33 protein-coding genes are annotated in these 21,229 nt (G+C 68.5%); 3 read left to right on the forward strand and 30 right to left on the reverse strand.

The features are described 5' to 3' along the window. Positions 1 to 14: 14 nt before the first annotated feature. A complete protein-coding gene (eccB, locus tag ATK36_RS13025) occupies positions 15 to 1,649 on the reverse strand; it encodes a type VII secretion protein EccB (RefSeq protein ID WP_098511568.1) in 1,635 nt (544 codons plus the stop codon). 700 nt (positions 1,650 to 2,349) lie between these two features. On the opposite strand from eccB, the gene eccE reads away from it, so the two are divergent. The 3 genes from eccE (at position 2,350) to ATK36_RS13045 (ending at position 5,794) form a co-directional block, all read left to right on the forward strand. After that, positions 2,350 to 3,579, forward strand: a complete 1,230-nt coding sequence (gene eccE / locus ATK36_RS13035) for a type VII secretion protein EccE (protein WP_098514856.1) — start codon at positions 2,350 to 2,352, stop codon at positions 3,577 to 3,579. After that, a complete protein-coding gene (locus ATK36_RS13040; protein ID WP_098511569.1) occupies positions 3,576 to 4,295 on the forward strand; it encodes a hypothetical protein in 720 nt (239 codons plus the stop codon). The genes eccE and ATK36_RS13040 overlap by 4 nt, the downstream gene beginning before the upstream one ends. 77 nt (positions 4,296 to 4,372) lie before the next feature. Further along, positions 4,373 to 5,794, forward strand: a complete 1,422-nt coding sequence (locus tag ATK36_RS13045; protein WP_245914690.1) for an alpha/beta fold hydrolase — start codon at positions 4,373 to 4,375, stop codon at positions 5,792 to 5,794. A 7-nt stretch (positions 5,795 to 5,801) separates the two neighbouring features. Here ATK36_RS13045 and ATK36_RS13050 read toward each other — a convergent pair whose 3' ends face one another. The 29 genes from ATK36_RS13050 to rplV all read right to left on the reverse strand — a co-directional run bounded on the left by ATK36_RS13050 (position 5,802) and on the right by rplV (position 21,223). Next, complete coding sequence (locus tag ATK36_RS13050) at positions 5,802 to 6,191, reverse strand: type II toxin-antitoxin system death-on-curing family toxin (protein ID WP_098511571.1); 390 nt, start codon at positions 6,189 to 6,191, stop codon at positions 5,802 to 5,804. A 30-nt stretch (positions 6,192 to 6,221) separates the two neighbouring features. Then, on the reverse strand, positions 6,222 to 6,425 hold the full coding sequence (locus ATK36_RS13055; RefSeq protein WP_098511572.1) for a CopG family transcriptional regulator: 204 nt from the start codon (positions 6,423 to 6,425) through the stop codon (positions 6,222 to 6,224). 43 nt (positions 6,426 to 6,468) lie between these two features. After that, on the reverse strand, positions 6,469 to 7,311 hold the full coding sequence (gene truA, locus ATK36_RS13060) for a tRNA pseudouridine(38-40) synthase TruA (RefSeq protein ID WP_098511574.1): 843 nt from the start codon (positions 7,309 to 7,311) through the stop codon (positions 6,469 to 6,471). A 66-nt stretch (positions 7,312 to 7,377) separates the two neighbouring features. Beyond that, positions 7,378 to 7,938, reverse strand: a complete 561-nt coding sequence (gene rplQ, locus ATK36_RS13065) for a 50S ribosomal protein L17 (protein ID WP_098511575.1) — start codon at positions 7,936 to 7,938, stop codon at positions 7,378 to 7,380. A 41-nt stretch (positions 7,939 to 7,979) separates the two neighbouring features. Continuing rightward, on the reverse strand, positions 7,980 to 9,056 hold the full coding sequence (locus tag ATK36_RS13070; protein WP_098511577.1) for a DNA-directed RNA polymerase subunit alpha: 1,077 nt from the start codon (positions 9,054 to 9,056) through the stop codon (positions 7,980 to 7,982). Between the two features lie 91 nt (positions 9,057 to 9,147). Continuing rightward, a complete protein-coding gene (gene rpsD / locus ATK36_RS13075) occupies positions 9,148 to 9,753 on the reverse strand; it encodes a 30S ribosomal protein S4 (protein WP_098511578.1) in 606 nt (201 codons plus the stop codon). 23 nt (positions 9,754 to 9,776) lie between these two features. Further along, on the reverse strand, positions 9,777 to 10,181 hold the full coding sequence (rpsK, locus tag ATK36_RS13080) for a 30S ribosomal protein S11 (RefSeq protein ID WP_098511580.1): 405 nt from the start codon (positions 10,179 to 10,181) through the stop codon (positions 9,777 to 9,779). Between the two features lie 17 nt (positions 10,182 to 10,198). Next, positions 10,199 to 10,387 carry a hypothetical protein gene (locus ATK36_RS13085; protein ID WP_098511581.1) on the reverse strand — a complete coding sequence of 63 codons (189 nt, stop codon included), beginning with the start codon at positions 10,385 to 10,387 and terminating at the stop codon, positions 10,199 to 10,201. Further along, on the reverse strand, positions 10,384 to 10,764 hold the full coding sequence (rpsM, locus tag ATK36_RS13090; RefSeq protein ID WP_098511583.1) for a 30S ribosomal protein S13: 381 nt from the start codon (positions 10,762 to 10,764) through the stop codon (positions 10,384 to 10,386). The genes ATK36_RS13085 and rpsM overlap by 4 nt, the downstream gene beginning before the upstream one ends. 198 nt (positions 10,765 to 10,962) lie before the next feature. Continuing rightward, a complete protein-coding gene (gene rpmJ / locus ATK36_RS13095; protein ID WP_004558882.1) occupies positions 10,963 to 11,076 on the reverse strand; it encodes a 50S ribosomal protein L36 in 114 nt (37 codons plus the stop codon). A 37-nt stretch (positions 11,077 to 11,113) separates the two neighbouring features. Next, complete coding sequence (gene infA / locus ATK36_RS13100) at positions 11,114 to 11,335, reverse strand: translation initiation factor IF-1 (RefSeq protein ID WP_098511584.1); 222 nt, start codon at positions 11,333 to 11,335, stop codon at positions 11,114 to 11,116. Positions 11,336 to 11,673: 338 nt separating this feature from the next. Continuing rightward, the gene (map, locus tag ATK36_RS13105; protein ID WP_098511586.1) at positions 11,674 to 12,450 is read right to left on the reverse strand and encodes a type I methionyl aminopeptidase; all 777 of its coding nucleotides are present in this window, start codon (positions 12,448 to 12,450) and stop codon (positions 11,674 to 11,676) included. Positions 12,451 to 12,494: 44 nt separating this feature from the next. Beyond that, complete coding sequence (locus ATK36_RS13110; protein WP_098511588.1) at positions 12,495 to 13,049, reverse strand: adenylate kinase; 555 nt, start codon at positions 13,047 to 13,049, stop codon at positions 12,495 to 12,497. After that, positions 13,046 to 14,353, reverse strand: a complete 1,308-nt coding sequence (gene secY / locus ATK36_RS13115) for a preprotein translocase subunit SecY (protein ID WP_098511589.1) — start codon at positions 14,351 to 14,353, stop codon at positions 13,046 to 13,048. Before secY ends, ATK36_RS13110 begins: the two co-directional genes overlap by 4 nt. Before the next feature lie 371 nt (positions 14,354 to 14,724). Next, positions 14,725 to 15,171, reverse strand: a complete 447-nt coding sequence (gene rplO, locus ATK36_RS13120) for a 50S ribosomal protein L15 (protein ID WP_098511591.1) — start codon at positions 15,169 to 15,171, stop codon at positions 14,725 to 14,727. Continuing rightward, a complete protein-coding gene (rpmD, locus tag ATK36_RS13125; protein WP_033291195.1) occupies positions 15,168 to 15,353 on the reverse strand; it encodes a 50S ribosomal protein L30 in 186 nt (61 codons plus the stop codon). Before rpmD ends, rplO begins: the two co-directional genes overlap by 4 nt. Position 15,354: 1 nt before the next feature. After that, positions 15,355 to 15,996, reverse strand: a complete 642-nt coding sequence (rpsE, locus tag ATK36_RS13130; protein WP_098511592.1) for a 30S ribosomal protein S5 — start codon at positions 15,994 to 15,996, stop codon at positions 15,355 to 15,357. A 31-nt stretch (positions 15,997 to 16,027) separates the two neighbouring features. Next, a complete protein-coding gene (rplR, locus tag ATK36_RS13135) occupies positions 16,028 to 16,429 on the reverse strand; it encodes a 50S ribosomal protein L18 (protein ID WP_098511593.1) in 402 nt (133 codons plus the stop codon). A 2-nt stretch (positions 16,430 to 16,431) separates the two neighbouring features. Further along, a complete protein-coding gene (gene rplF, locus ATK36_RS13140; RefSeq protein WP_098511594.1) occupies positions 16,432 to 16,971 on the reverse strand; it encodes a 50S ribosomal protein L6 in 540 nt (179 codons plus the stop codon). A 16-nt stretch (positions 16,972 to 16,987) separates the two neighbouring features. Next, positions 16,988 to 17,386: a 30S ribosomal protein S8 gene (rpsH, locus tag ATK36_RS13145; RefSeq protein ID WP_020662789.1), complete on the reverse strand. Its 399-nt coding sequence runs from the start codon at positions 17,384 to 17,386 to the stop codon at positions 16,988 to 16,990. Positions 17,387 to 17,481: 95 nt separating this feature from the next. After that, a complete protein-coding gene (locus ATK36_RS13150; protein WP_098511596.1) occupies positions 17,482 to 17,667 on the reverse strand; it encodes a type Z 30S ribosomal protein S14 in 186 nt (61 codons plus the stop codon). A gap of 4 nt (positions 17,668 to 17,671) precedes the next feature. Continuing rightward, a complete protein-coding gene (gene rplE, locus ATK36_RS13155) occupies positions 17,672 to 18,235 on the reverse strand; it encodes a 50S ribosomal protein L5 (protein WP_098511597.1) in 564 nt (187 codons plus the stop codon). 1 nt (position 18,236) lies between these two features. Further along, the gene (gene rplX, locus ATK36_RS13160) at positions 18,237 to 18,551 is read right to left on the reverse strand and encodes a 50S ribosomal protein L24 (protein ID WP_005166786.1); all 315 of its coding nucleotides are present in this window, start codon (positions 18,549 to 18,551) and stop codon (positions 18,237 to 18,239) included. Then, positions 18,551 to 18,919, reverse strand: coding sequence for a 50S ribosomal protein L14 (gene rplN, locus ATK36_RS13165; RefSeq protein WP_098511599.1), 369 nt, complete (start codon positions 18,917 to 18,919; stop codon positions 18,551 to 18,553). Before rplN ends, rplX begins: the two co-directional genes overlap by 1 nt. A gap of 99 nt (positions 18,920 to 19,018) precedes the next feature. Next, entirely contained in the window at positions 19,019 to 19,297 is a 279-nt protein-coding gene (gene rpsQ / locus ATK36_RS13170; protein WP_098511600.1) for a 30S ribosomal protein S17, read from the reverse strand. Continuing rightward, entirely contained in the window at positions 19,294 to 19,539 is a 246-nt protein-coding gene (gene rpmC / locus ATK36_RS13175) for a 50S ribosomal protein L29 (RefSeq protein ID WP_098511602.1), read from the reverse strand. The genes rpsQ and rpmC overlap by 4 nt, the downstream gene beginning before the upstream one ends. Further along, positions 19,539 to 19,955 (reverse strand): 50S ribosomal protein L16, encoded by a 417-nt coding sequence (gene rplP / locus ATK36_RS13180; RefSeq protein ID WP_098511603.1) that lies wholly within the window; start codon positions 19,953 to 19,955, stop codon positions 19,539 to 19,541. Before rplP ends, rpmC begins: the two co-directional genes overlap by 1 nt. 3 nt (positions 19,956 to 19,958) lie before the next feature. Beyond that, complete coding sequence (rpsC, locus tag ATK36_RS13185; protein ID WP_098511605.1) at positions 19,959 to 20,801, reverse strand: 30S ribosomal protein S3; 843 nt, start codon at positions 20,799 to 20,801, stop codon at positions 19,959 to 19,961. Further along, positions 20,801 to 21,223, reverse strand: a complete 423-nt coding sequence (rplV, locus tag ATK36_RS13190; RefSeq protein ID WP_098511607.1) for a 50S ribosomal protein L22 — start codon at positions 21,221 to 21,223, stop codon at positions 20,801 to 20,803. The genes rpsC and rplV overlap by 1 nt, the downstream gene beginning before the upstream one ends. Between the last annotated feature and the right edge of the window lie 6 nt (positions 21,224 to 21,229).

Below are 21,229 nucleotides of genomic sequence, written 5' to 3' on the forward strand. Positions count from 1 at the left end.
GACGGACCGCACGGTCAGTTCCCGGCGGCCTGCTGGTTTTTCGCTGGCGGGAACGAGCCGGCGTTCGGGTCGATCGGCACCGTGTCGAACTGCTTGAGCACGTTCTGGGTGTTCAGCGACGCTCCGGTGGGCAGCAACCCGATGATCGACTCGGGCGCGGGCAGCCGGTGGTCGAGGCCAAGACTGTCCGCGGTCGTCACATCCGGGACGCCGTAACGGATCCCGCGGTCCGAGATCAGCTGGATCGGGCCCTTCTTGAAGGTCGCGCTCGCATCGGTCGCCGACTGCACCACCGCGGCGCGACCGGGCGGCATGTAGAAACCGGTGATCGGCAGCCCGCTCGGCCCGGTGCTGCTGACGTTGAGCAGCTTGGACGAGCCGTCCGCGTTGTTGTCCACCGGAAGCTTGTCGCTGACGTACACCGAGGTGTGCGCTTCGTTCTTCCCCTCGTCGTAGGACCAGCCCAGGCAGGCCACCGGCGAACCCTGGGTGGCGTCCAGCACGATCGGCACCTGCGCCGGGAAGTCGTCCACCTTGATGTAGTTCGGATCGGACGGCCTCAGCTGCTGGACCCCGTTGATCGAGGGCAGCGGCAGCACCGGCGTGGTGCTGGAGCTGCCGTTCACCGCGGTACGCACGATGTCCGCGACGGCGGGCGTCACCTCCTGGATCCCGCCCTGGCTGATCAGCCAGAACTGCTCCGGGCTGCCGGTCGGCTGGGTGGCGAACACCTGGCCGATGGTCATCCCGCTGAGCCCCTGCGGCGGCGTACCGCCCGCGTTCGCCACCGTCGGCGGGACCAGCTTGGAGACCTCGGGGATCGCGTTCAGGAAGGCCTGGGACATCTTGCGGGCCTTCTCCGGCAGGTGCAGCGCGGCGCGCACCGGGTCGTTCCCCCCGGAGGGCACCTCGGCCCGCACGGTGCCCGCGTTCGGTCGGCTCTGCGTGGGCTTGAGCCGGTAGATCAGGTAGGTCTTGCCGTTGCCGGTGGTGCCGAGCAGGGCCGCGTTGTCCTTCAGCTCGGGACCCAGGTTCGGCACTCCGGCGAACACGTCGGTGTCGGTCTGGTTGGGCGCGTCCTGCTGCGGCAGGCTCGGGTCCAGCCGCACCTGGTCGCAGACTGCCCAGTTGGGTGAAATGCGCTGGTCACCGCTCGGCAGCAGCTGCGGCCCGTCCGGGATCCCGGTCAGCTTCTCGCGCGGGATGTTCTTCAGCTGCTCATCCGAGACGACGGTGGGTGCCTTCACCTCGGCCGCCTGCTGCGGCCCGCCCTGTTGCTGCTGTCCGCCGCCCTGCTGTTGCTGCGCCTGCTGCTTCTGCGCCATCAGGATCAGCCGCGCGGAGGCGAGGTTGAAGGTGGGGATCAGCCGCTGCGGATTCCCGGTGACGACGTAGACCGTGCCGGACTGCTCACCGATCACGATGTTCTCCGACGCGGGCACCGAGGGGGCCGGGCTGAGCAACCCCCACAGCACGAAGACGACCGCGCCGAGCACGCCGAGGATGACCCCGACCACGGTCGCCCGGGAATGAGTGCGCATCGGGTCGTGCAGCATCACCGCGTCGCGCCGGACGAGCGCCGACTGCATCCGGCGCAGCACGAACTTGTAGGCCTGAACCTGAGATTTAGTCGTGGGCGTTGATGGCATTCTCGACCTACAGTCCTCCCCGTCGCGGTACGGTTCCGCAGGATAGCCGTACGGGGACCGTCTGGTGTGGGGTTTCTACCAACTCCGGTTAGGGTCAGGCATCCCGGGATCGGCTTTCCGGTACATCGCACTCACGAGGGGAACAGACGCGCGGATGTCCGTCAGCACGCCTCCACGTCCGCCTGGTCCGCAGGGACCGCCGCCGCCTCCCGGAGGTCGTCCCCCGGGTCCGCCGCAGCGGCCCGGCAGAACCGGTGGGCCGGGTGTGCCGCCGGGCGGGCCCGCGATGCCCCCTCGGGGTCCCGGTGGACCTGGTGGTCCCGGTGGACCCCGGCCGGGGCCTGGGACGCCCAATGGCCCCAGCGGTCCTGGTGGGCCTAGTAGTCCTTGTGGACCCAGTGGGCCCGGCGGACCCGGCGGACCCGGCGGGCCGAGTGGACCGGGCGGTCCCGGACCGAACGGACCCCGGACCGGACGTCCCGGTGGGCCGAACGGACCCGGCAGGCCCGGACCCGGCGCCCCGAACGGTCCCGGCGGAAGTGGCGGAGGCCCGGGCGGGCCGAGTGGTCCGGGCGGACCAGGTGGCCCCGGCGGTTCCGGCGGTGGCCCGGGTGGCCCCGGCGGCAACGGCCCCGGTGGCCCGGGTGGCCCCGGTGGTTCCCCGGACGGCGAACCCTCCCCCCACCCCCCCGGTGTCCGGATCTCCCCGCCGCTGCGGCAGCGTTCCGGCGGGATCACGCTCGGCGCGCTGCCGGTCGCGAACCTGGTGCTGCTGGAGGTCGGCGTCACGATCGGGCTCGTGCTGCTCGCCATCGACATGTCGCTCAAGTACGTCGCCATCGGCGTGGCCGCGCTCGGACTGGTACTGGCCTTCCTGCGCTGGGGCGGCGGCTGGTTCACCCAGTGGCTCGGCCTGACCCTGCGGTACCGGTTCCGCTCGCACGACCGGGTCGCGACTCCGCCGCCGCCCGATCTCGAAGAGCTGCCCGAGGAGAGCGCGGTCACCGGCCCGGAGGACGCCCGCGTCAACCTGCTGCGACTGGCCGTGCCGGACCTGGTCGTCGCGCACGGGGTGGATCACGAGCGCCAGCAGGTCGGGATCGCCTGGGCCGACGGCACCTGGACCGCGGTCCTGCTGGTGGAGCCGACGCCCGCGCTGATCACCCAGGCCGGTGGCGCGCCCAGCCTGCCGCTGTCCGCGCTGGCGCCCTGCCTCGAAGACCGCGGGGTGATGCTCGACTCCATCCAGATGATCTGGCACAGCTACCCGGGTTCGGCCGCGCTGCCGTCGGATTCGCCCGCACTCAGCTCCTACATGGAGGTGCTCGGCCCGCTGCCCGCGGCGGCTCGGCGCACCACCTGGATCGCCGTCCGGCTCGACCCGAAGCGCTGCCCGGCTGCGATCCGGGAGCGTGGCGGTGGTGTCGTCGGCGCGCACCGTGCGCTGATCGGCGCGCTTTCGCGGGTGCGCAACGCGCTCGAATCCCGTGGCGTGCCAACGCGTCCGCTCGATCCGGACGAGCTGTTGCGGGCCAGCATTTCGGCGGCGGAACTGACCTCGGTCGCGGGTTCGGCCACGGAGGTCACGCTGCAGGAGAACTGGACCGGCGTCACCGCGGCCGGGATCGGGCACTCCAGCTACGCGATCACGAACTGGCCGAAGAGCAAGATCACCGGCAGCCTCAACGCGCTCACCAGCGTGCGGGCCCTGTCCGCGACGGTCGCCATGTCGATTTCGCCCTCCGCCGACGAGGGCCGCATCGGCCTGCGCGGCGTGGTCCGGCTCAGCGCCCGGAATCCACGTGAGCTCGACGCCGCCGACCAGCGGCTGCAGAGCATCTCGGAGCGGCTCGGGGTGGAGCTGACCCCGTTGCGGGGCCTGCAGGTCTCCGCCTTCGCCGCGACCCTGCCGATCGGAGGTACCGCATGAGCATGCGGTTGCGTGACGTCGTCCAGAACGCCGGGGTGTCCCCCGAGTTCTCCGTCGACCCGGCGATGCTGGACGCGATCAGCCCGTCCGGCGATCGCGGCGGGATCGTGCTCGGTTCCGGGATCAAGGGCGAGCCACTCACCGTGTCCGCGCTGCGCTCGGCACCCACCCGCATCGTGCTCGTCGGCGGCCTCTACCTGGCCCGCCAGGTGGCCATGCGCGCCATGGCGGTCGGCGCGTGGGTGGTCGTGGCCACCGGGCGTCCGGCGGCCTGGCAGGTGCTCTCGCAGGCCGCGGGTACCCGCGACGGGCGGTCGTCTCCGCTGGTGCAGATCCGCCGGCTGTCCCCGGTCGAGCTGCCGCGGCCGTCCGAGGACGCACCGCTGCTCGTGGTGACCGACGGCGGGCCGACCCCGCAGGACCTGTTCCCGCCCCGATCGCCGTGGCAGACCACGGTGTACGTGCTGCCGTACCTGCACCCGCAGGCGGGCGCCACGGCCAACGCCGCGGACCTGGTGCTGATGCAGCGGTTGCCCGCGGGGCAGGCCGAGCTGGCCGCGCGGATCTGGCGGCTTCCCCCGCAGATGATGCGCCAGCTGACCACGCTCAAGGACGACCAGGTCGTAGCGCTCGGCCGCAATCTGTGGCGCCCGCTGCGGCTGGTCACCACACAGAAAGAGCAACAACTGCTCGGACCAGTCCGTCGCGGTGACTGAAAACCGGCCGATGGTCGCCCGATCGAGTCCCTGAATCGGCCGATCGGCTGATCACCTAGACCGACGGATCGGCCACGATGAGCAGCATGCTGATCAAGAAGCTCATCGGGCCGGCCCTCGCCGGGCTGCTGCTCGTACCACTCGCGCCCGGGGTCGCGTCGGCCGCGGACACCCTGCGCTGGCAGCCCTGCCGGCAGATCGCCGGCGAATGGCCCGCGGACGACCAGCGCACCGAATGCGCCACGATCAGGGTTCCGGTCGACTACGCGAAGCCGGCAGGGCGTACTTTCGACCTCGCGGTGAGCCGGATCAAGGCCACCGGCAGCCGGAACGGGGTCATTCTGGTCAACCCGGGCGGCCCCGGCGCCTCCGGAATGGACATGCCGAAAAAGCTGCTCGATTCGAAGGCGGCCGGTATCGGTGTGCACCACGACCTCATCGGCTTCTCCCCGCGTGGAGTCGGCTACAGCGCGGCGCTGTCCTGTCAGCGGGACCGGACGGAACCGGACTCTTCGCTGCCCGAGAAGGAAAAGGCCCGTTTCACATCCGAGAAGAACGCCAAGCGGTACCGGGAATGCGTGGCGAAGGATCCGGAGTTCGTGGCAAATCTGACCGTGGGGAACATCGCCCGTGACATGGACCGGATCCGGCAGGCGCTCGGCGAGGAGAAGATCGGTTACTACGGCCTCTCCTGGGGCACCGCACTCGGTGCGGAATACCGCACGCTGTTCGACGACCACGTCGACAAGATGCTGCTCGACTCGGTGATGGCGTCCACTTTGGACCTCACCAAGGTCGATCACGACACCGCGGCGGCGCAGGAGAACGCATTCCACGACTTCGCCGGCTGGCTGGCCGGCAACGACCGGATCTACCACTTCGGCACCACGAAGGCCGCCGTCCTCAAGACGATGCTGGACCTGCGGGCGAAGATCGACCACAACGACATCGATCCCCTGCTCACCCCTGCCCGCCAGGACTGGCCGGAGTCGGCCCGGAACCTGGCAAAACTCCGCGACGGCAAGCGAGTCCCCGCCACGGCACCGGCGGAGCGCACCGGCTTCGACTGGCACCATCCGGACCCGGCATTCGGCTGGGACCAGCAGGATGCGCTGCTCTGCAACGAATCGACCGGCACCCGCGACTTCGAAACGCACTGGCGTAACCATGAGGCGCTGGCCGCCGAGTTCCCCATCGCGGGCAGCCACGGCGAATACGGCGGTCGCTGCGCCGGCTGGCCACTGCCCGCCACGCCCTGGCACTTCACCCCGGGAAAGAGCCCGCTTCAGCTCGTCGGGCACGCCTACGAGTCGGTGACGCCGCTGCCCTGGGCCAAGGACATGCGCGCCCACATCGGCGGCTCTCTCATCACCATCCAGGACGACCAGCACGGCTCGCTGGCATTCCTTCCGTGCGCGTCGAAGGCAGTGGAATTCTTCGACACCGGAAAGACCTCAAACGCCACCTGCCCCGGCAACCCGATCCCGCCGGCGGCCTAGGACCCGGTCACGGGTGGCTGGGCGCCTCGGTGCGGACCCACTCCGCCAGGCGCTCAGCCACCGACTGGTACGGCAAGAAGCCGGTCGCGGTCGCGATCACCAGTTCGTACGCGTCGTCCTCGGGTGCATCCAGGTCGTAGCCGTTCAGTCCGTAGAACACGAACACCGACATCCAGCCCAGCCGCTTGTTCCCGTCTACCAGCGGATCGTTCCGGACAAGGGATTCCAGCAGCACCGCGGCCTTGTCGTGCAACTCGGGATAGGCGTCCTGCCCCATGAGCGACACTTTCGGCCGGTGCGCCGCCGCGTCCAGCAGACCGAGGTCCCGCACCCGGGAAACTCCGAGATCACCCGCGAGGGCGAGCAGATCGTCCAACGTCAGATATTCGAACTTCACCGCTACTCAAACTTCACTGCTACTCGAACTTCACTGCGCCAAGCGATCGAGCAAGCCCGCATACCGGGAACGCCCGGCCACCGAAAGGCTGTGCACCCGGTCATCCCGGACCTGGCGAGCCGCAGCGTCGGTGATCGCCCGCACCACCGCCTCGTGCTTGCTCACCCCGTTCACCTCCGCGAGCATGCCCAGAGCGTGCTCCTGCTCCTCGCTCAGCCTCAACGTCATAGCCATACCAAGAGTGATACCACTCTGGTATCACTCACCTCAACGTCGCTCACTGTTCAGTCGCACCACGCACGTTGCGCGTCTGCTCCGCGCGAGCCGCCAGCTTGGCATCCGGGGGGTAGTCCACCGCGGTCAAAGTAAGGCCGTGTGCCGGGGCGACGGCGCTGTCCCGCCGCCCGCTCGCCAATACGTCTCCCGGCCACTCCGGGGCGCGGCGGCCGTCTCCGACCAGCAGGAGAACACCGACCAGGCTGCGGACCATCGAATGACAGAACGCGTCCGCGGAGACGCGGGCCTCCACCAGGTATTCGTCGATACGGGTCCAGGACAAGTGCTGCAGCTCGCGGATAGTGGTGCCGCCCTCGCGCTGCTTGCAGTACGCGGCGAAGTCCTGCAGGCCCAGCAGATCCTGCGCGGCCGCGTTCATCCGGTCCGTGGACAACGGACGGCCCCACGCCAGGGTGTCGTTGCGGCGCAACGGATCCACGCCCCACGGCGCGTCCGAGACGCGATAGCGGTAGTGCCGCCGGACGGCGGAGAAACGAGCGTCGAAACCGGCCGGGGCCACAGTCGCCCGCAACACCCGGACGTCGGCGGGCAGCAGCTTGTTCCACCGGCCGCGCATCCGGGTCAGGTCCGGGATGCCGTGCTCGTCCACCGGGATCCGGCCGGGTGCGCCCGGAACCAGCGGCACCACGTCAACGTGCACGACCTGTCCGCTCGCGTGCACGCCGGCGTCCGTGCGGCCGGCCACCACGACCGATTTCGGCACCTCGGCGCCCGGTGGCTGGCGCTGCAGAGCCTCCTCCAGGCACGCCTGCACAGTGCGGCGGCCGGGCTGGCGAGCCCAGCCGGAGAAGTCCGTGCCGTCGTAGGAGACGTCGAGGCGCAGACGAACGAGCCCGCCCTCCCCGGGGGGAGTGGCGGGCTCGTCCGATGCCGGTGTTGCCGTCAGGACTCAGTCCTTCTTGGCGTCCGCGTCGGCCTCGGTCTCGGCGGCAGCCTCGGCCGGAGCCTCCTCGGTGGTCTCCGCGGTCGCGGCGGCCTCCTCGGTCACCTCGGCGGCGGACTCCTGCGAGGTGGTCTCCTCGACGGCGGCCGGAGCCTCGGCGTCCTTCGCGAACTTGGTCTTGCGCGCCCGCTCGGCCTCCGAGGTCACGGTCTTCTCCGCGACCAGCTCGATGACCGCCATCGCCGCGTTGTCACCCTTGCGCGGGAGCGTCTTGGTGATCCGGGTGTAGCCACCCGGGCGCTCCGCGAAGTGCGGCCCGATCTCGGCGAACAGCTTGTGCAGGACGTCCTTGTCCCGGACGACCTTCTGCACGAGGCGACGGTTGTGCAGGTCGCCCCGCTTCGCCTTGGTGATCAGCTTCTCGGCCAGCGGGCGAACCCGGCGGGCCTTGGCCTCGGTCGTGGTGATCTTGCCGTGCTCGAACAGCTGCGTGGCCAGATTGGCCAGGATCAGCCGCTGGTGGGCGGACGACCCGCCGAGCCGGGCTCCCTTGGTAGGGGTGGGCATGGGTTCTCCTCGTTCAGCTCACAGCGTCCGGGCACGCGGCCTCAGAGCTGCTCGGTCTCTGCGTAGTCCTGGCCATCGTCGTGGCCCTCGTCCGAAATCCCGCCGCCGATCCCGGCGACCCCGTCGGCTGCCCAGCCCTCACCGTCGTAGCCCGCGGCGGCCGCGGACGGATCGAACCCGGGCGGGCTGTCCTTGAGCGCCAGGCCGAGGCCGACCAGCTTCAGCTTGACCTCGTCGATCGACTTGGCGCCGAAGTTGCGGATGTCGAGCAGGTCCGCCTCGCTGCGCGAGACGAGCTCACCGACGGTGTGGATACCCTCGCGCTTGAGGCAGTTGTAGGACCGGACGGTGAGGTCCAGGTCCTCGATCGGCATCGCGTAGGCGGCGATGGTGTCCGCCTCCTGCGGCGACGGGCCGATCTCGATGCCCTCGGCGTCGATGTTCAGCTCGCGGGCGAGGCCGAACAGCTCCACCAGCGTCTTGCCCGCCGAGGCCACCGCGTCCCGCGGGGTGATCGACGGCTTGGTCTCGACGTCCAGGATCAGCTTGTCGAAGTCGGTGCGCTGCTCGACCCGGGTCGCCTCGACCTTGTAGGTCACCTTCAGCACCGGCGAGTAGATCGAGTCCACCGGGATCCGGCCGATCTCCGCGCCCGCCTGCTTGTTCTGCAGGGCCGGAACGTACCCGCGGCCGCGCTCGACGACGAGCTCGATCTCGAGCTTGCCCTTGCCGTTCAGCGACGCGATGTGCAGATCCGGGTTGTGCACGGTGACGCCGGCCGGCGGCACGATGTCGGCCGCGGTGACCTCACCGGGGCCCTGCTTGCGCAGGTACATGGTGACCGGCTCGTCCTCCTCCGAGGACACGACCAGCTCCTTGAGGTTCAGGATGATGTCGGTGACGTCTTCCTTCACCCCGGGAACGGTGGTGAACTCGTGCAGCACGCCGTCGATGCGGATGCTCGTCACGGCCGCGCCCGGAATGGACGAGAGCAGCGTGCGCCGCAGCGAGTTGCCGAGCGTGTAGCCGAAGCCGGGCTCCAGCGGTTCGATGGTGAACCGGGAACGGGTCTCGTTGACCGTCTCTTCGCCGAGAGCCGGCCGCTGGGAAATCAGCATCTTCCTTGTTCCTTTCCAGACGGCGCCCGCCATATGACGCCGAAGGGATGGCGTAGCGGCGGCGCCCTTTCCGGCGCCGCCGCCGGTGAAACTACTTCGAGTAGAGCTCGACGATCAGCTGTTCCTGCACCGGAACGTCGATCTGCGCCCGCTCCGGGAGCTGGTGCACCAGCACGCGGAGGTTCGACGGGACGACCTGCAGCCAGGCCGGCACCGGGCGCTCGCCGAAGGACTCCTTCGCCGCCATGAACGGCAGCATGCCCATCGACTTCGGCTTCACGTCGATGATGTCCCACTTGGACACCTGGTACGAGGGCACGTTGACCTTCACGCCGTTGACCAGGAAGTGGCCGTGGCTGACCAGCTGACGCGCCTGACGGCGCGTGCGGGCGATGCCGGCGCGGTAGATCACATTGTCCAGCCGCGACTCGAGGATCTGCAGCAGCACCTCACCGGTCTTACCCGGACGCCGCACGGCCTCCTTGTAGTACCGGACGAACTGCCGCTCGAGCACGCCGTAGGTGTAGCGAGCCTTCTGCTTCTCCTGCGACTGCAGGAGGTACTCGGACTCCTTGATCCGGCCGCGGCCGTGCTGGCCGGGCGGGTACGGGCGACGCTCGAAAGCCTGGTCGCCGCCGATGAGGTCGACCTTGAGGCGACGCGAGATGCGCGTCGCGGGGCCGGTGTAGCGAGCCATGTTTTAGTACTCCTCCCCGTTCCTCAGACCCGGCGCCGCTTGGGCGGGCGGCAGCCGTTGTGAGGCTGCGGGGTCACGTCCTGGATGGTGCCGACCTCGAGGCCGGCCGCCTGCAGTGAGCGGATCGCCGTCTCCCGGCCCGAACCCGGGCCCTTCACGAAGACGTCGACCTTCTTCATGCCGTGCTCGGCCGCCTTGCGGGCGGCGTTCTCGGCGGCCATCTGCGCGGCGAACGGAGTGGACTTGCGCGAGCCCTTGAAGCCCACGTGTCCGCTCGAGGCCCACGCGATCACCGCACCGGTCGGGTCGGTGATCGAGACGATGGTGTTGTTGAAGGTGCTCTTGATGTGCGCGTGACCGTGCGCGACGTTCTTCTTTTCCTTGCGGCGGACCTTCTTGGTCCCCGCAGTGCGTGACTTCGGTGGCATATTCGAGGGTTCTCCTGTTAACGCGCGTTCTGGAGGTGTTCGGCGACGGCTTCCTGCTGCCCGCGCCGGATGATCGATCCGGCGTCGGTGTAGAGCTCGCGCAGCGCCATCGGACGGGCGTAGAGCGCCTTGGGCGAGACACAAGCCGTCGCGCGGCGGCTCGCGCCGCCTGCCATGCGCACGGCCTTCTTGCCCCGGACGCTCACTTCTTGCCGGCCTTCTTCTTGCCGGCCACCGTCTTCTTCGGGCCCTTGCGGGTACGGGCGTTGGTCTTGGTCCGCTGGCCACGGACCGGGAGACCACGACGCCAGCGCAGGCCCTGGTAGGTGCCGATCTCGATCTTGCGCCGGATGTCCGCGTTCACCTCACGGCGAAGGTCACCCTCGACCTTGAAGTTCTCGTCGATGTACTCGCGCAGCTTGATCAGGTCCTCGTCGCTGAGATCCTTCACGCGGGTGTCCGCGTTCAGCTCGGCGGCGGCGATCATCTGCTTGGAGCGAGTACGGCCGATGCCGTAAATGTAGGTCAGCGCGATCTCCAGCCGCTTTTCGCGGGGGAGGTCGACGCCAGCGAGTCGTGCCACTGGTGCTCCTTCTTCGGTTTCGTCTTCAGGTCTGCTCCCCGACCGGTTCCGGAACCGACTCGCCTGTCGTGCCCGTGGCTTGCGCCTCGGGTGTCCCGGCCCCGGCCTGAAGTCCGGGGGTGCGCCGGACCGCTTACGCGGCCCGGCAGGTGCGGGGAGGGTGGGTAGCCGTCAAGCGGCCTGCTGCAGGTGCGGTGCTCAGCCCTGACGCTGCTTGTGACGCAGGTTCTCGCAGATCACCATGATCCGGCCGTGACGGCGGATCACCTTGCACTTGTCGCAGATCTTCTTGACGCTCGGCTGGACCTTCACGTCTTCCTGCTTCCTGCTCTGCTCTGCTCTCGCGCGATCACTTGTAGCGGTAGACGATGCGGCCGCGGGACAGGTCGTAGGGCGAAAGCTCCACGAGTACCCGGTCCTCCGGCAGAATGCGGATGTAGTGCTGCCGCATCTTGCCGCTGATGTGCGCGAGAACCTTGTGGCCGTTCTCCAGTTCGACACGGAACATCGCGTTGGGGAGCGGCTCCACCACGCGGCCTTCGACCTCGATGGCCCCGTCTTTCTTAGCCATGTCCTCCGCAATCCTGATACACGCCCGAGTGCCCGGCGTGATCGTTCTCGAGCTCGAGTCCTTGCTTACTGGGTGGTGCGTCCGGCACACTCCACCTCCGACTCCCTTGTTCGCGACGATTCACGAGCAGGCTGGAACCGGCGTACGAGCGCGCCGACTTGACAGTGTACGCAACCCATGTAATGCGGCGCCAACGGGGGTCGGGCTCCTCCCCTGCCCGGACCACCGGCGACTCGTGGCGTGCGCCGGACCGGTTTCGGATCTGTGAAGGGGCCCTTCACAGACCTCCACACCGACTTTGCCGATGCCCTGACCGGCGATCCCGGTGCGCAGCGGGGTCAGGATTCTTCGGGAGCGGTCAGCACCCACGGCCCGTCCGCGGTGATCGCGACGGTGTGCTCCCAGTGCGCGGCCCGCGAACCGTCCGCGGTGACCACCGTCCAGCCGTCGTCCAGCTCCTCGGTCTCGCCCCCGCCGCCGGTCAGCATCGGCTCGACCGCGAGCGCCATGCCAAGCTTGAGCCGCGGGCCTTTGCCCGGTTTGCCGACGTTCGGCAGGAACGGCTCCATGTGCATCTGGCTGCCGATACCGTGCCCGCCGTACTCGAGGATCATCCCGTAGCCGACGCCGTGCTCCCGGCCGGCCTTTTCGGCCGCGGTCTGCACCGCGTGCGAGATGTCGGTGAGCCGGGCACCGGCGCGGACCGCCGCGACCCCGGCCCACATCGCCCGTTCGGTGGCCTCGGACAGCTTCCGGTCCTTTTCCGAGACCTCGCCGACGGCGATGGTGACCGCGGAATCGCCGTGCCAGCCGTCCAGGATCGCGCCGCAGTCCACCGAGATCAGGTCGCCCTCGCCGAGCACCTGCTCCTTCGCCGGGATGCCGTGCACGATCTGCTCGTTCACCGAGGCACAGATCGAGGCGGGGAAACCATGGTAGCCCTGGAACGAGGGCACCGCGCCGGCGTCGCGGATGGTCTGCTCGGCGAGCTCGTCCAGCTCGGCGGTGCTGACCCCGGGGCGGGCCAGGTCCCGGACCGCGGCCAGGGTACGCGCCACGATCAGCCCGGCCGCGCGCATCGCCTGCAGCTCGCCGCGGGTCTTGATCTCGATCATGCGCCCACGACGGAGCACCTGCAGAACACGCAATCCTCCGAGATTCACGTGCGGTCGCGCAGCGCTTCCAGTACCCGGCCGGAGATCTTGTCCACCGCGCCGACCCCGTCCACGGTCACCAGGATCGCCGAGTAGTACTCCAGCAGCGGCGCCGTCTCGGACACGTAGACCTGCTGGCGACGGCGGATCACGTCCTCGGTGTCGTCCGAGCGGCCACGCGACATCAGCCGGCCGACCACCACATCCTCGGGCACCTGCAGCTGGATCACCGCGTCGAGCCGGACGTCGGCCTCGGCCAGCATCTCGCCGAGCACCTCGGCCTGCTTGGTGTTGCGCGGGAAACCGTCGAGCAGGAAGCCGGCCTTGGCGTCCGGTTCGGCCAGCCGTTCGCGGACCATCTCGTTGGTGACCGAGTCCGGGACCAGCTCACCGGAGTCGAGGTAACGCTTCGCCTCCTGGCCCAGCGGGGTCTCCTGGCCGACGTGCGCGCGGAACAGGTCACCGGTGGAGATGTGCGGGATCCGCAGCTGTTCGGACAGGGCCACCGCCTGGGTGCCCTTCCCCGCGCCGGGCGGTCCGACGAGAACCAGTCGCGTCACTTCAGGAACCCTTCGTAGTTGCGCTGCATCAGCTGGCTTTCGATCTGCTTCACGGTGTCGAGCCCGACACCGACCATGATCAGCACAGCCGTGCCACCGAACGGGAAGTTCTGGTTGTTCCCGCTACCGGTGAGGGACAGGAAGAAGTTCGGGAGGATCGCGATGATGCCCAGGTAGAGCGAGCCCGGCAGGGTGATCCGGCCGAGCACGAAGCTCAGGTACTCGGCGGTCGGGCGGCCGGGACGGATGCCCGGGATGAAGCCGCCGAACTTCTTCATCTCCTCGGCCCGCTCGTCCACGTTGAACGTGATGGTGATGTAGAAGTACGTGAAGAAGATGATCAGCGCGAAGTACAGCAGGATGTGCACCCAGCTGCCCTGGTTCACGATGTAGTTCTGGATGAACGACTGCCAGCCGGAGTTGCTGTTCGGGTCCCCGATCAGCTGGCTGAGCAGCTGCGGCAGGTACAGCAGCGAGGAAGCGAAGATGACCGGGATGACACCGGCCTGGTTCACCTTGATCGGCAGGTAGGTGGACGTACCGCCGTACATCCGCCGACCGATCATCCGCTTCGCGTACTGCACCGGGATACGCCGCTGGCCCTGCTCGACGAAGATGACGCTGGCGATGATCACCAGGCCGAACACGGCCACCACGACCAGCGAGACGCCGCCGCCGTTGCTCAGGATGTTCGCGCCCTCGGTCGGAATCCGGGCAGCGATGTTCAGGAAGATCAGCACCGACATGCCGTTGCCGACACCGCGTTCGGTGATCAGCTCGCCCAGCCACATCATCACCGCGGTGCCCGCGGTCATGGTGATCACGATCAGCGCCAGCGAGTAGATGCCGTTGTCCGGGATGACCTGCTGCGAGCAGCCCTGGAACAGGGTGCCCCGGTCGGCCAGCGCGACCACACCGGTGGCCTGCAGGATCGCCAGCGCGATCGTCAGGTACCGGGTGTACTGGGTCAGCTTGTTCTGGCCGGACTGGCCTTCCTTCTTCAGCTCCTCGAACCGCGGGATGACCACGGTGAGCAGCTGGACGATGATGCTCGCCGTGATGTAGGGCATGATGCCCGTCGCGAACAGCGAAAGCTGCAGCAGCGCACCACCGCTGAACAGGTTGAGCAGCTGGTACACGCCCTGCTGGTCGGCCTGATTGGTGCACGCCTGCACGGCGGAGAAGGAGATCCCCGGGGCCGGGATGGCGGCACCGATCCGGTAGACCGCGACGATGGCTATCGTGAACAGGATCTTCTTGCGTAGATCCGGCGTCGCGAGAGCCGAGCGGAATGCGCTGAGCACGCGGGGGACCTCCTCGGCGTCGTCAGTCGTCCCGACCGACGATCGGCTTGGCCGGCACGAGACCGGCAGAACTCTGTTTCACTGGCAGGCAAGCCAGGAACGCTTCAGGGCACACTTGTCCCGGAAACGCGTCGCCGACTCTAACAGTATCGACGCCCCCGGCCCGCAGCGCGTGTGTGTTGCCGCACTCACGCGATCCGTGCATGCTGGCCGAACGGTGCAGGCAGGGCCACTCAGCGGGCGCAGATCACCTGTTCGGCTCCCGTCGTTGGATGGCTTTTCCATACCCGGCATGGAAAAGCCCGGCCCCGCGGGAAGCACAGTGACCCGCCCGGCGGGTGCCGGACGGGTCACTGCGGAAAGCGCACTGCTCAGTTGACGGTGGCCGAGCCACCGGCAGCTTCGAGCTTCTCCTTGGCGGAGCCGGAGAACGCGTCGGCGGTGATGTCCAGCTTGACGCCGTTCACCTCACCGTTGCCGAGCACCTTCACGAGCTTGCCCTTGCGGACCAGCCCGTTCGCCGCCAGCTCCGCCGGGCCGACCTGACCACCGTCGGCGAACACCCGGGCGATGTCGCCCACGTTCACCGGCTGGTACTCGGTGCGGAACCGGTTCTTGAAGCCGCGCAGCTTCGGCAGCCGCATGTGGATGGGCATCTGCCCACCCTCGAACCCGGCGGGCACGTTCTTCCGGGCCTTGGTGCCCTTCGTACCGCGACCGGCGGTCTTGCCCTTGGAACCCTCACCACGGCCGACCCGGATCTTGTCGCGCTTGGCGCCGGGGGCGGGACGCAGGTGGTGGATCTTGATGGCCGTCATGCCTTGACCTCCTCGACCTCCACCAGGTGGCGGACGGTGTGGATGAGGCCGCGCACCTGGGGGGTGTCCTCACGCACGACGCTCTGGCGGATCTTGCGCAGCCCGAGGGTACGCAGGGATTCGCGGTGCGCGTGCTTCGTGCCGATCTTGCTCTTGACCTGGGTCACCTTCAGCTGAGCCATGTCAGACCCCCTGGCCGGCACGCTGACGCAGCATCCGGGCCGGCGCGACGTCCTCGAGCGGCAGGCCACGGCGGGCCGCGACTGCCTCCGGACGCTGCAGGCCCTTCAGGGCCGCCACGGTCGCGTGCACGATGTTGATCGCGTTGTCGGAGCCGAGCGACTTCGACAGCACGTCCTGGATGCCCGCGCACTCCAGCACCGCGCGCACCGGGCCACCGGCGATGACCCCGGTACCGGCGGACGCCGGACGGAGCAGCACCACCCCGGCGGCCTCCTCACCCTGGATCGGGTGCGGAATGGTGCCGCCGACGCGAGGCACGCGGAAGAAGTTCTTCTTCGCCTCTTCGACGCCCTTGGCGATGGCCGCGGGAACTTCCTTGGCCTTGCCGTAGCCGACGCCGACCTGGCCGTCGCCGTCGCCGACGACCACCAGTGCGGTGAAGCTGAACCGACGACCACCCTTGACCACCTTGGCCACACGGTTGATCGTCACGACCTTCTCGAGGTGCGGAGACTTGTCCTGGGCCGCTCCGCCACGGCCGCCGTCGCGCCGGTCGCGACGGTCCCGCCGGTCACCGCGGTCGTTGCCGCCCTGACCCGGTCCGCCCTGGCCGCCGCCGAATTGCCGTGTACGTCCCGGCATCAGGCTTTCCTTCCATTCACGAGCATGTGCATCAGAACTTCAACCCCGCTTCACGAGCGGCGTCGGCGAGAGCGGCGATGCGGCCGTGGTAGGCGTTGCCACCCCGGTCGAACACCACGGCCTCGATGCCTGCTGCCTTGGCCCGCTCGGCGACGAGTTCGCCGACCTTCGCGGCCTTGGCCTTCTTGTCGCCCTCGAAGGACCGCAGGTCGGCCTCGAGAGTGGACGCCGACACCAGCGTGTGGCCGGCGAGGTCGTCGATCACCTGCACGGCGATGTGCCGCGAGGACCGCTTGACGGCCAGCCGCGGCCGCACCGGGGTGCCACCGACCTTCTTGCGGAGGCGGAAGTGCCGACGGGTCTTCGCGACGCGGCGGCGGGTCGAGATGTCCTTGCCGACCGGCTTGCGCTTCGTGGTAGTCGTGTCGCTCATGATCACTTACCCGTCTTTCCGACCTTGCGGCGGATCTTCTCACCCTCGTAGCGCAGGCCCTTGCCCTTGTACGGGTCCGGGCGGCGCAGCTTGCGGATGACCGCGGCCGTCTCGCCGACCTTCTGCTTGTCGATGCCGGAGACCGAGAACCGGGTCGGCGTTTCCACCTTGAAGGTGATGCCTTCCGGGGCCTCGATCTTCACCGGGTGGCTGTAGCCGAGGGCGAACTCGAGGTCCGAGCCCTTGGCCTGCACGCGGTAACCGACGCCGTGGATCTCGAGCTTCTTCTCGTAGCCCTGGGTCACGCCCACCACGAGGTTGTTCACCAGCGTGCGGGTGAGCCCGTGCAGGGCCCGGCTCGTGCGCTCGTCGTCCGGGCGCTTCACCAGCAGGGCGCCGTCCTCGCCGCGCTCGACGACGATCGGCTCGGCGACGGTGTGCTCCAGGGTGCCCTTGGGCCCCTTGACCTGGATGTGCTGACCGTCGATGGTCACCTCGACCCCGGAGGGGACGGCGACCGGCAGCTTTCCGATGCGTGACATGTCTGTGCCCCCTCCCTTACCAGACGTAGGCGAGGACTTCGCCGCCCACGTTGTTGCGCTTGGCCTGCCGGTCGGTCTGCAGGCCACCGGACGTCGAGATGATCGCGACGCCGAGGCCACCCAGCACGGACGGCAGTTCGGTCGATTTTGCGTACACCCGCAGACCCGGCTTGGACACCCGCCGGAGACCGGCGATGCTGCGCTCCCGGTTGGGGCCGTACTTCAGCTCGACGACCAGGTTCTTGTGCTTCTCACCCGGCTCGTCGCGGTAGCTCGCGATGTAGCCCTCGCGCTTGAGGATCTCGGCGATGTTCGCCTTGATCTTCGAGTGCGGAAGCACGACCTCGTCGTGGTAGGCCGAGTTCGCGTTGCGCAGACGGGTCAAGAAGTCTGCGATGGGGTCGGTCATCGTCATGGTGACCTGTCAACCTTTCTCGCCTGGTTCCCCACCCCTGCCCTGGGTCGGCAGCGGTGGGGCCTGTGGCGAACTGGGAAATAGAGTTTCGAGCCTTACCAGCTGGACTTGCGGACACCGGGCAGTTCGCCCGCGTGCGCCATCTCCCGGAGGCAGATCCGGCACAGCCCGAACTTGCGGAACACCGAGTGCGGACGCCCGCACCGGTTGCAGCGGGTGTAGCCGCGCACCGCGAACTTCGGCTTCCGCGCGGCCTTGCTGATCAGCGCTTTCTTGGCCATCGGCTCAGTTCTCCTTGAACGGGAAGCCGAGCTTGCGCAGCAGCGCCCGGCCCTCGTCGTCGGTGGTGGCAGTGGTGACGACGGTGACGTCCATACCGCGCGGACGGTCGATGTCGTCGGGGTTGATCTCGTGGAACATCGACTGCTCGTTGAGACCGAACGTGTAGTTGCCGTTGCCGTCGAACTGCTTGGCCGACAGGCCGCGGAAGTCGCGGATCCGGGGCAGCGCGATGGTCAGCAGCCGGTCGAGGAACTCCCACATCCGGTCGCCGCGCAGCGTGACGCGCGCACCGATCGGCTGGCCCTCGCGCAGCTTGAACTGCGCGATGGACTTGCGGGCCTTCCGGACCTCCGGCTTCTGGCCGGTGATCAGGGAGAGGTCGCGGACCGCGCCCTCGATCAGCTTGCTGTCGCGGGCGGCGTCCCCGACACCCATGTTCACGACGACCTTCACGACGCCGGGAATCTGGTGCACGTTGGGGATGGCGAACTCCTTCTGGAGCTCACCCTTGATCTCTTCGCGGTACCGGGTCTTCAGACGCGGCACGATCTTCTCTGCGGTGGTCATGTCAGATGTCCTTGCCGTTCCGGCGCGAGACCCGGACCTTCTTGCCGTCCTCGCCGATGCGGTAACCCACCCGGGTCGGCTTGCCGTCCGAGTCCACGACCATCACGTTCGACACGTGGATGGGCGCCTCCTGGGTCACGATGCCACCGGACTGCGCGCCACGCTGGGTCTGGCTGATCCGGGTGTGCTTCTTGATCCGGTTCACGCCCTCGACCAGCACTCGCTCGCGCTCCGGGTAGGCCTGGATGACCTTGCCCTTGGCACCCTTGTCCTTGCCGGCGATGACGACGACCGTGTCGCCTTTCTTCACCTTCATCACAGCACCTCCGGCGCGAGCGAAATGATCTTCATGAACTTTCGGTCGCGCAGCTCGCGGCCCACCGGGCCGAAGATGCGGGTGCCCCGGGGCTCGTTGTCGTTCTTGATGAGCACGGCGGCGTTCTCGTCGAAGCGGATGTACGAGCCATCGGCCCGACGCCGCTCCTTCACCGTGCGGACGATGACGGCCTTGACGACGTCGCCCTTCTTCACCCCGGCAGCCGGGATGGCGTCCTTCACGGTGGCGACGATGATGTCACCGATGCCGGCGTAGCGCCGCCCGGACCCGCCGAGAACGCGGATGCAGAGGATTTCCTTCGCACCCGTGTTGTCGGCAACCCGAAGCCGCGACTCCTGCTGGATCACGTCAACTCCTGTATGTCGCGCTGGTTCTCACGTGGTGAATCGACACCGTCGCGAGCCTTGCGGAACCAAGAGCTCCCGGGAAAACCCGAAGAGCCCTGCTTACTTGGCCTTCTCCACGACCTGCACCAGGCGCCAGCGCTTCGTCGCCGACAGCGGCCGGGTCTCCATCAGGCTGACCCGGTCGCCCACGCCCGCCTCGTTGTTCTCGTCGTGCACCTTGACCTTGGTGGTGCTGCGGAGAACCTTCGCGTAACGCGGGTGCTTCTTGCGGTCCTCGAGCTCGACCACGATCGTCTTGTCCATCTTGTCCGAGACGACGTAGCCCTCGCGCACCTTGCGGTAGTTGCGCACGACCTTCTCGGTGGTGGGCTCGCTCATGCGGCACCTTCACTCTCGGTGTCGGGGGCCACGGACAGGCCGAGCTCACGCTCACGCATGACCGTGTAGATCCGCGCGATGTCCGAACGGACGGTGCGCAGCCGACGGTTGTTGTCCAGCTGCCCGGTGGCCATCTGGAACCGGAGGTTGAACAGCTCCTCCTTGTACTCCTTCAGGCGCAGCACGAGCTCTTCGGCGGTGAGCTCACGCAGCTCGGATGCCTGTGCGGCTCCGCTGGCCATCAGAACTCACCTTCCCGGGTCACGATGCGGCACTTCATGGGGAGCTTGTGGATCGCGCGGCGGAGCGCCTCACGGGCGGTCTCCTCGTTCGGGAAGCTGATCTCGAACATCACGCGGCCCGGCTTCACGTTGGCGATCCACCACTCCGGCGAGCCCTTACCGGAACCCATCCGGGTCTCCGCGGGCTTCTTGGTCAGCGGGCGGTCCGGGTAGATCGTCGTCCACACCTTGCCGCCACGCTTGATGTGACGGGTCATGGCGATACGAGCGGACTCGATCTGCCGGTTCGTCACGTAGCTGTGCTCGAGCGCCTGGATGCCGAACTCGCCGAAGCTGACCTTGGTACCGCCCTTGGCGGCGCCGTGGCGCTTCGGGGAGTGCTGCTTCCGGTGCTTGACCTTGCGCGGGATGAGCACGTCTCAGCCCTCCGTCTTTTCAGCGGTCTCGGCGGCCGGGGCCGCCTCGGTCGCGGTGTCGCTCTTGGCGGCGGCCGCCGCACGCCCGGCCTCGGTCGAGGTCGGGGTCGTGCCCGACGCGCCGGAACGACGCGGGCGGGACGGGCGGTCACCACGGTCGCGGCGCGGGGCCCGCTCGGCTGCCGCGGCGGCGTCGCGCGCCTCGCGGGCCTTGAGGCCACCGACCAGCTCACCCTTGTAGATCCACACCTTCACGCCGATGCGGCCGAACGTCGTCTTGGCCTCGAAGAAGCCGTAGTCGATGTCGGCACGCAGCGTGTGCAGCGGGACCCGGCCGTCGCGGTAGTGCTCGGAGCGGGACATCTCGGCACCGCCGAGACGACCGCCGCACTGCACGCGAATGCCCTTGACCTGCGGCGAGCGCATGGAGCTCTGGATCGCCTTGCGCATCGCGCGGCGGAACGCCACGCGGTTGCTCAGCTGCTCCGCGACACCCTGCGCGACCAGCTGCGCGTCGGACTCGGGGTTCTTCACCTCGAGGATGTTCAGCTGGACCTGCTTCTTGGTCAGCTTCTCCAGCGCGCCGCGGATCCGGTCGGCCTCCGCGCCGCGACGGCCGATGACGATGCCCGGCCGGGCGGTGTGGATGTCCACGCGGACGCGGTCACGGGTGCGCTCGATCTCGACCTTGGAGATGCCGGCGCGCTCCATGCCGGTGGAGAGCAGCTTGCGGATCTTGACGTCCTCGGCCACGTACTCCGCGTACTGCTTGTCGGCGTACCAGCGCGACTTCCAGTCGGTGGTGATACCCAGGCGGAAGCCGTGCGGGTTGATCTTCTGGCCCACTACCGGCCACCTGCCTTCTTCTTGCTCTGCGCCTTCTTCACGTCGGCCTTCGGGCGGGCCTCGACCTCGACGGTGATGTGGCTGGTCCGCTTGCGGATCCGGTACGCGCGGCCCTGGGCCCGCGGGCGGATGCGCTTGAGGGTCGGGCCCTCGTCGGCGTACGCGTTCTTGACCCAGAGGGTGTCCGGGTCCAGCTGAAGGTTGTTCTCGGCGTTGGCCATGGCGCTGGCGAGCACCTTCGCGACCGGCTCGCTGGCCGCCTGCGGGGCGAACCGGAGCACGGCCAAGGCGTCGGCGGCGCTACGTCCCTTGATGAGCTCGATCACCCGGCGCACCTTCATCGGCGAGTCCCGGACGAAGCGAGCCCGCGCGTACGCCGTAGGCAGTTCAGCCTCGACGGTCGCGTCGTTCTGGGCGTTCATCGCTAC

It is taken from the genome of Amycolatopsis sulphurea, assembly GCF_002564045.1.
Lineage (GTDB): Bacteria > Actinomycetota > Actinomycetes > Mycobacteriales > Pseudonocardiaceae > Amycolatopsis > Amycolatopsis sulphurea.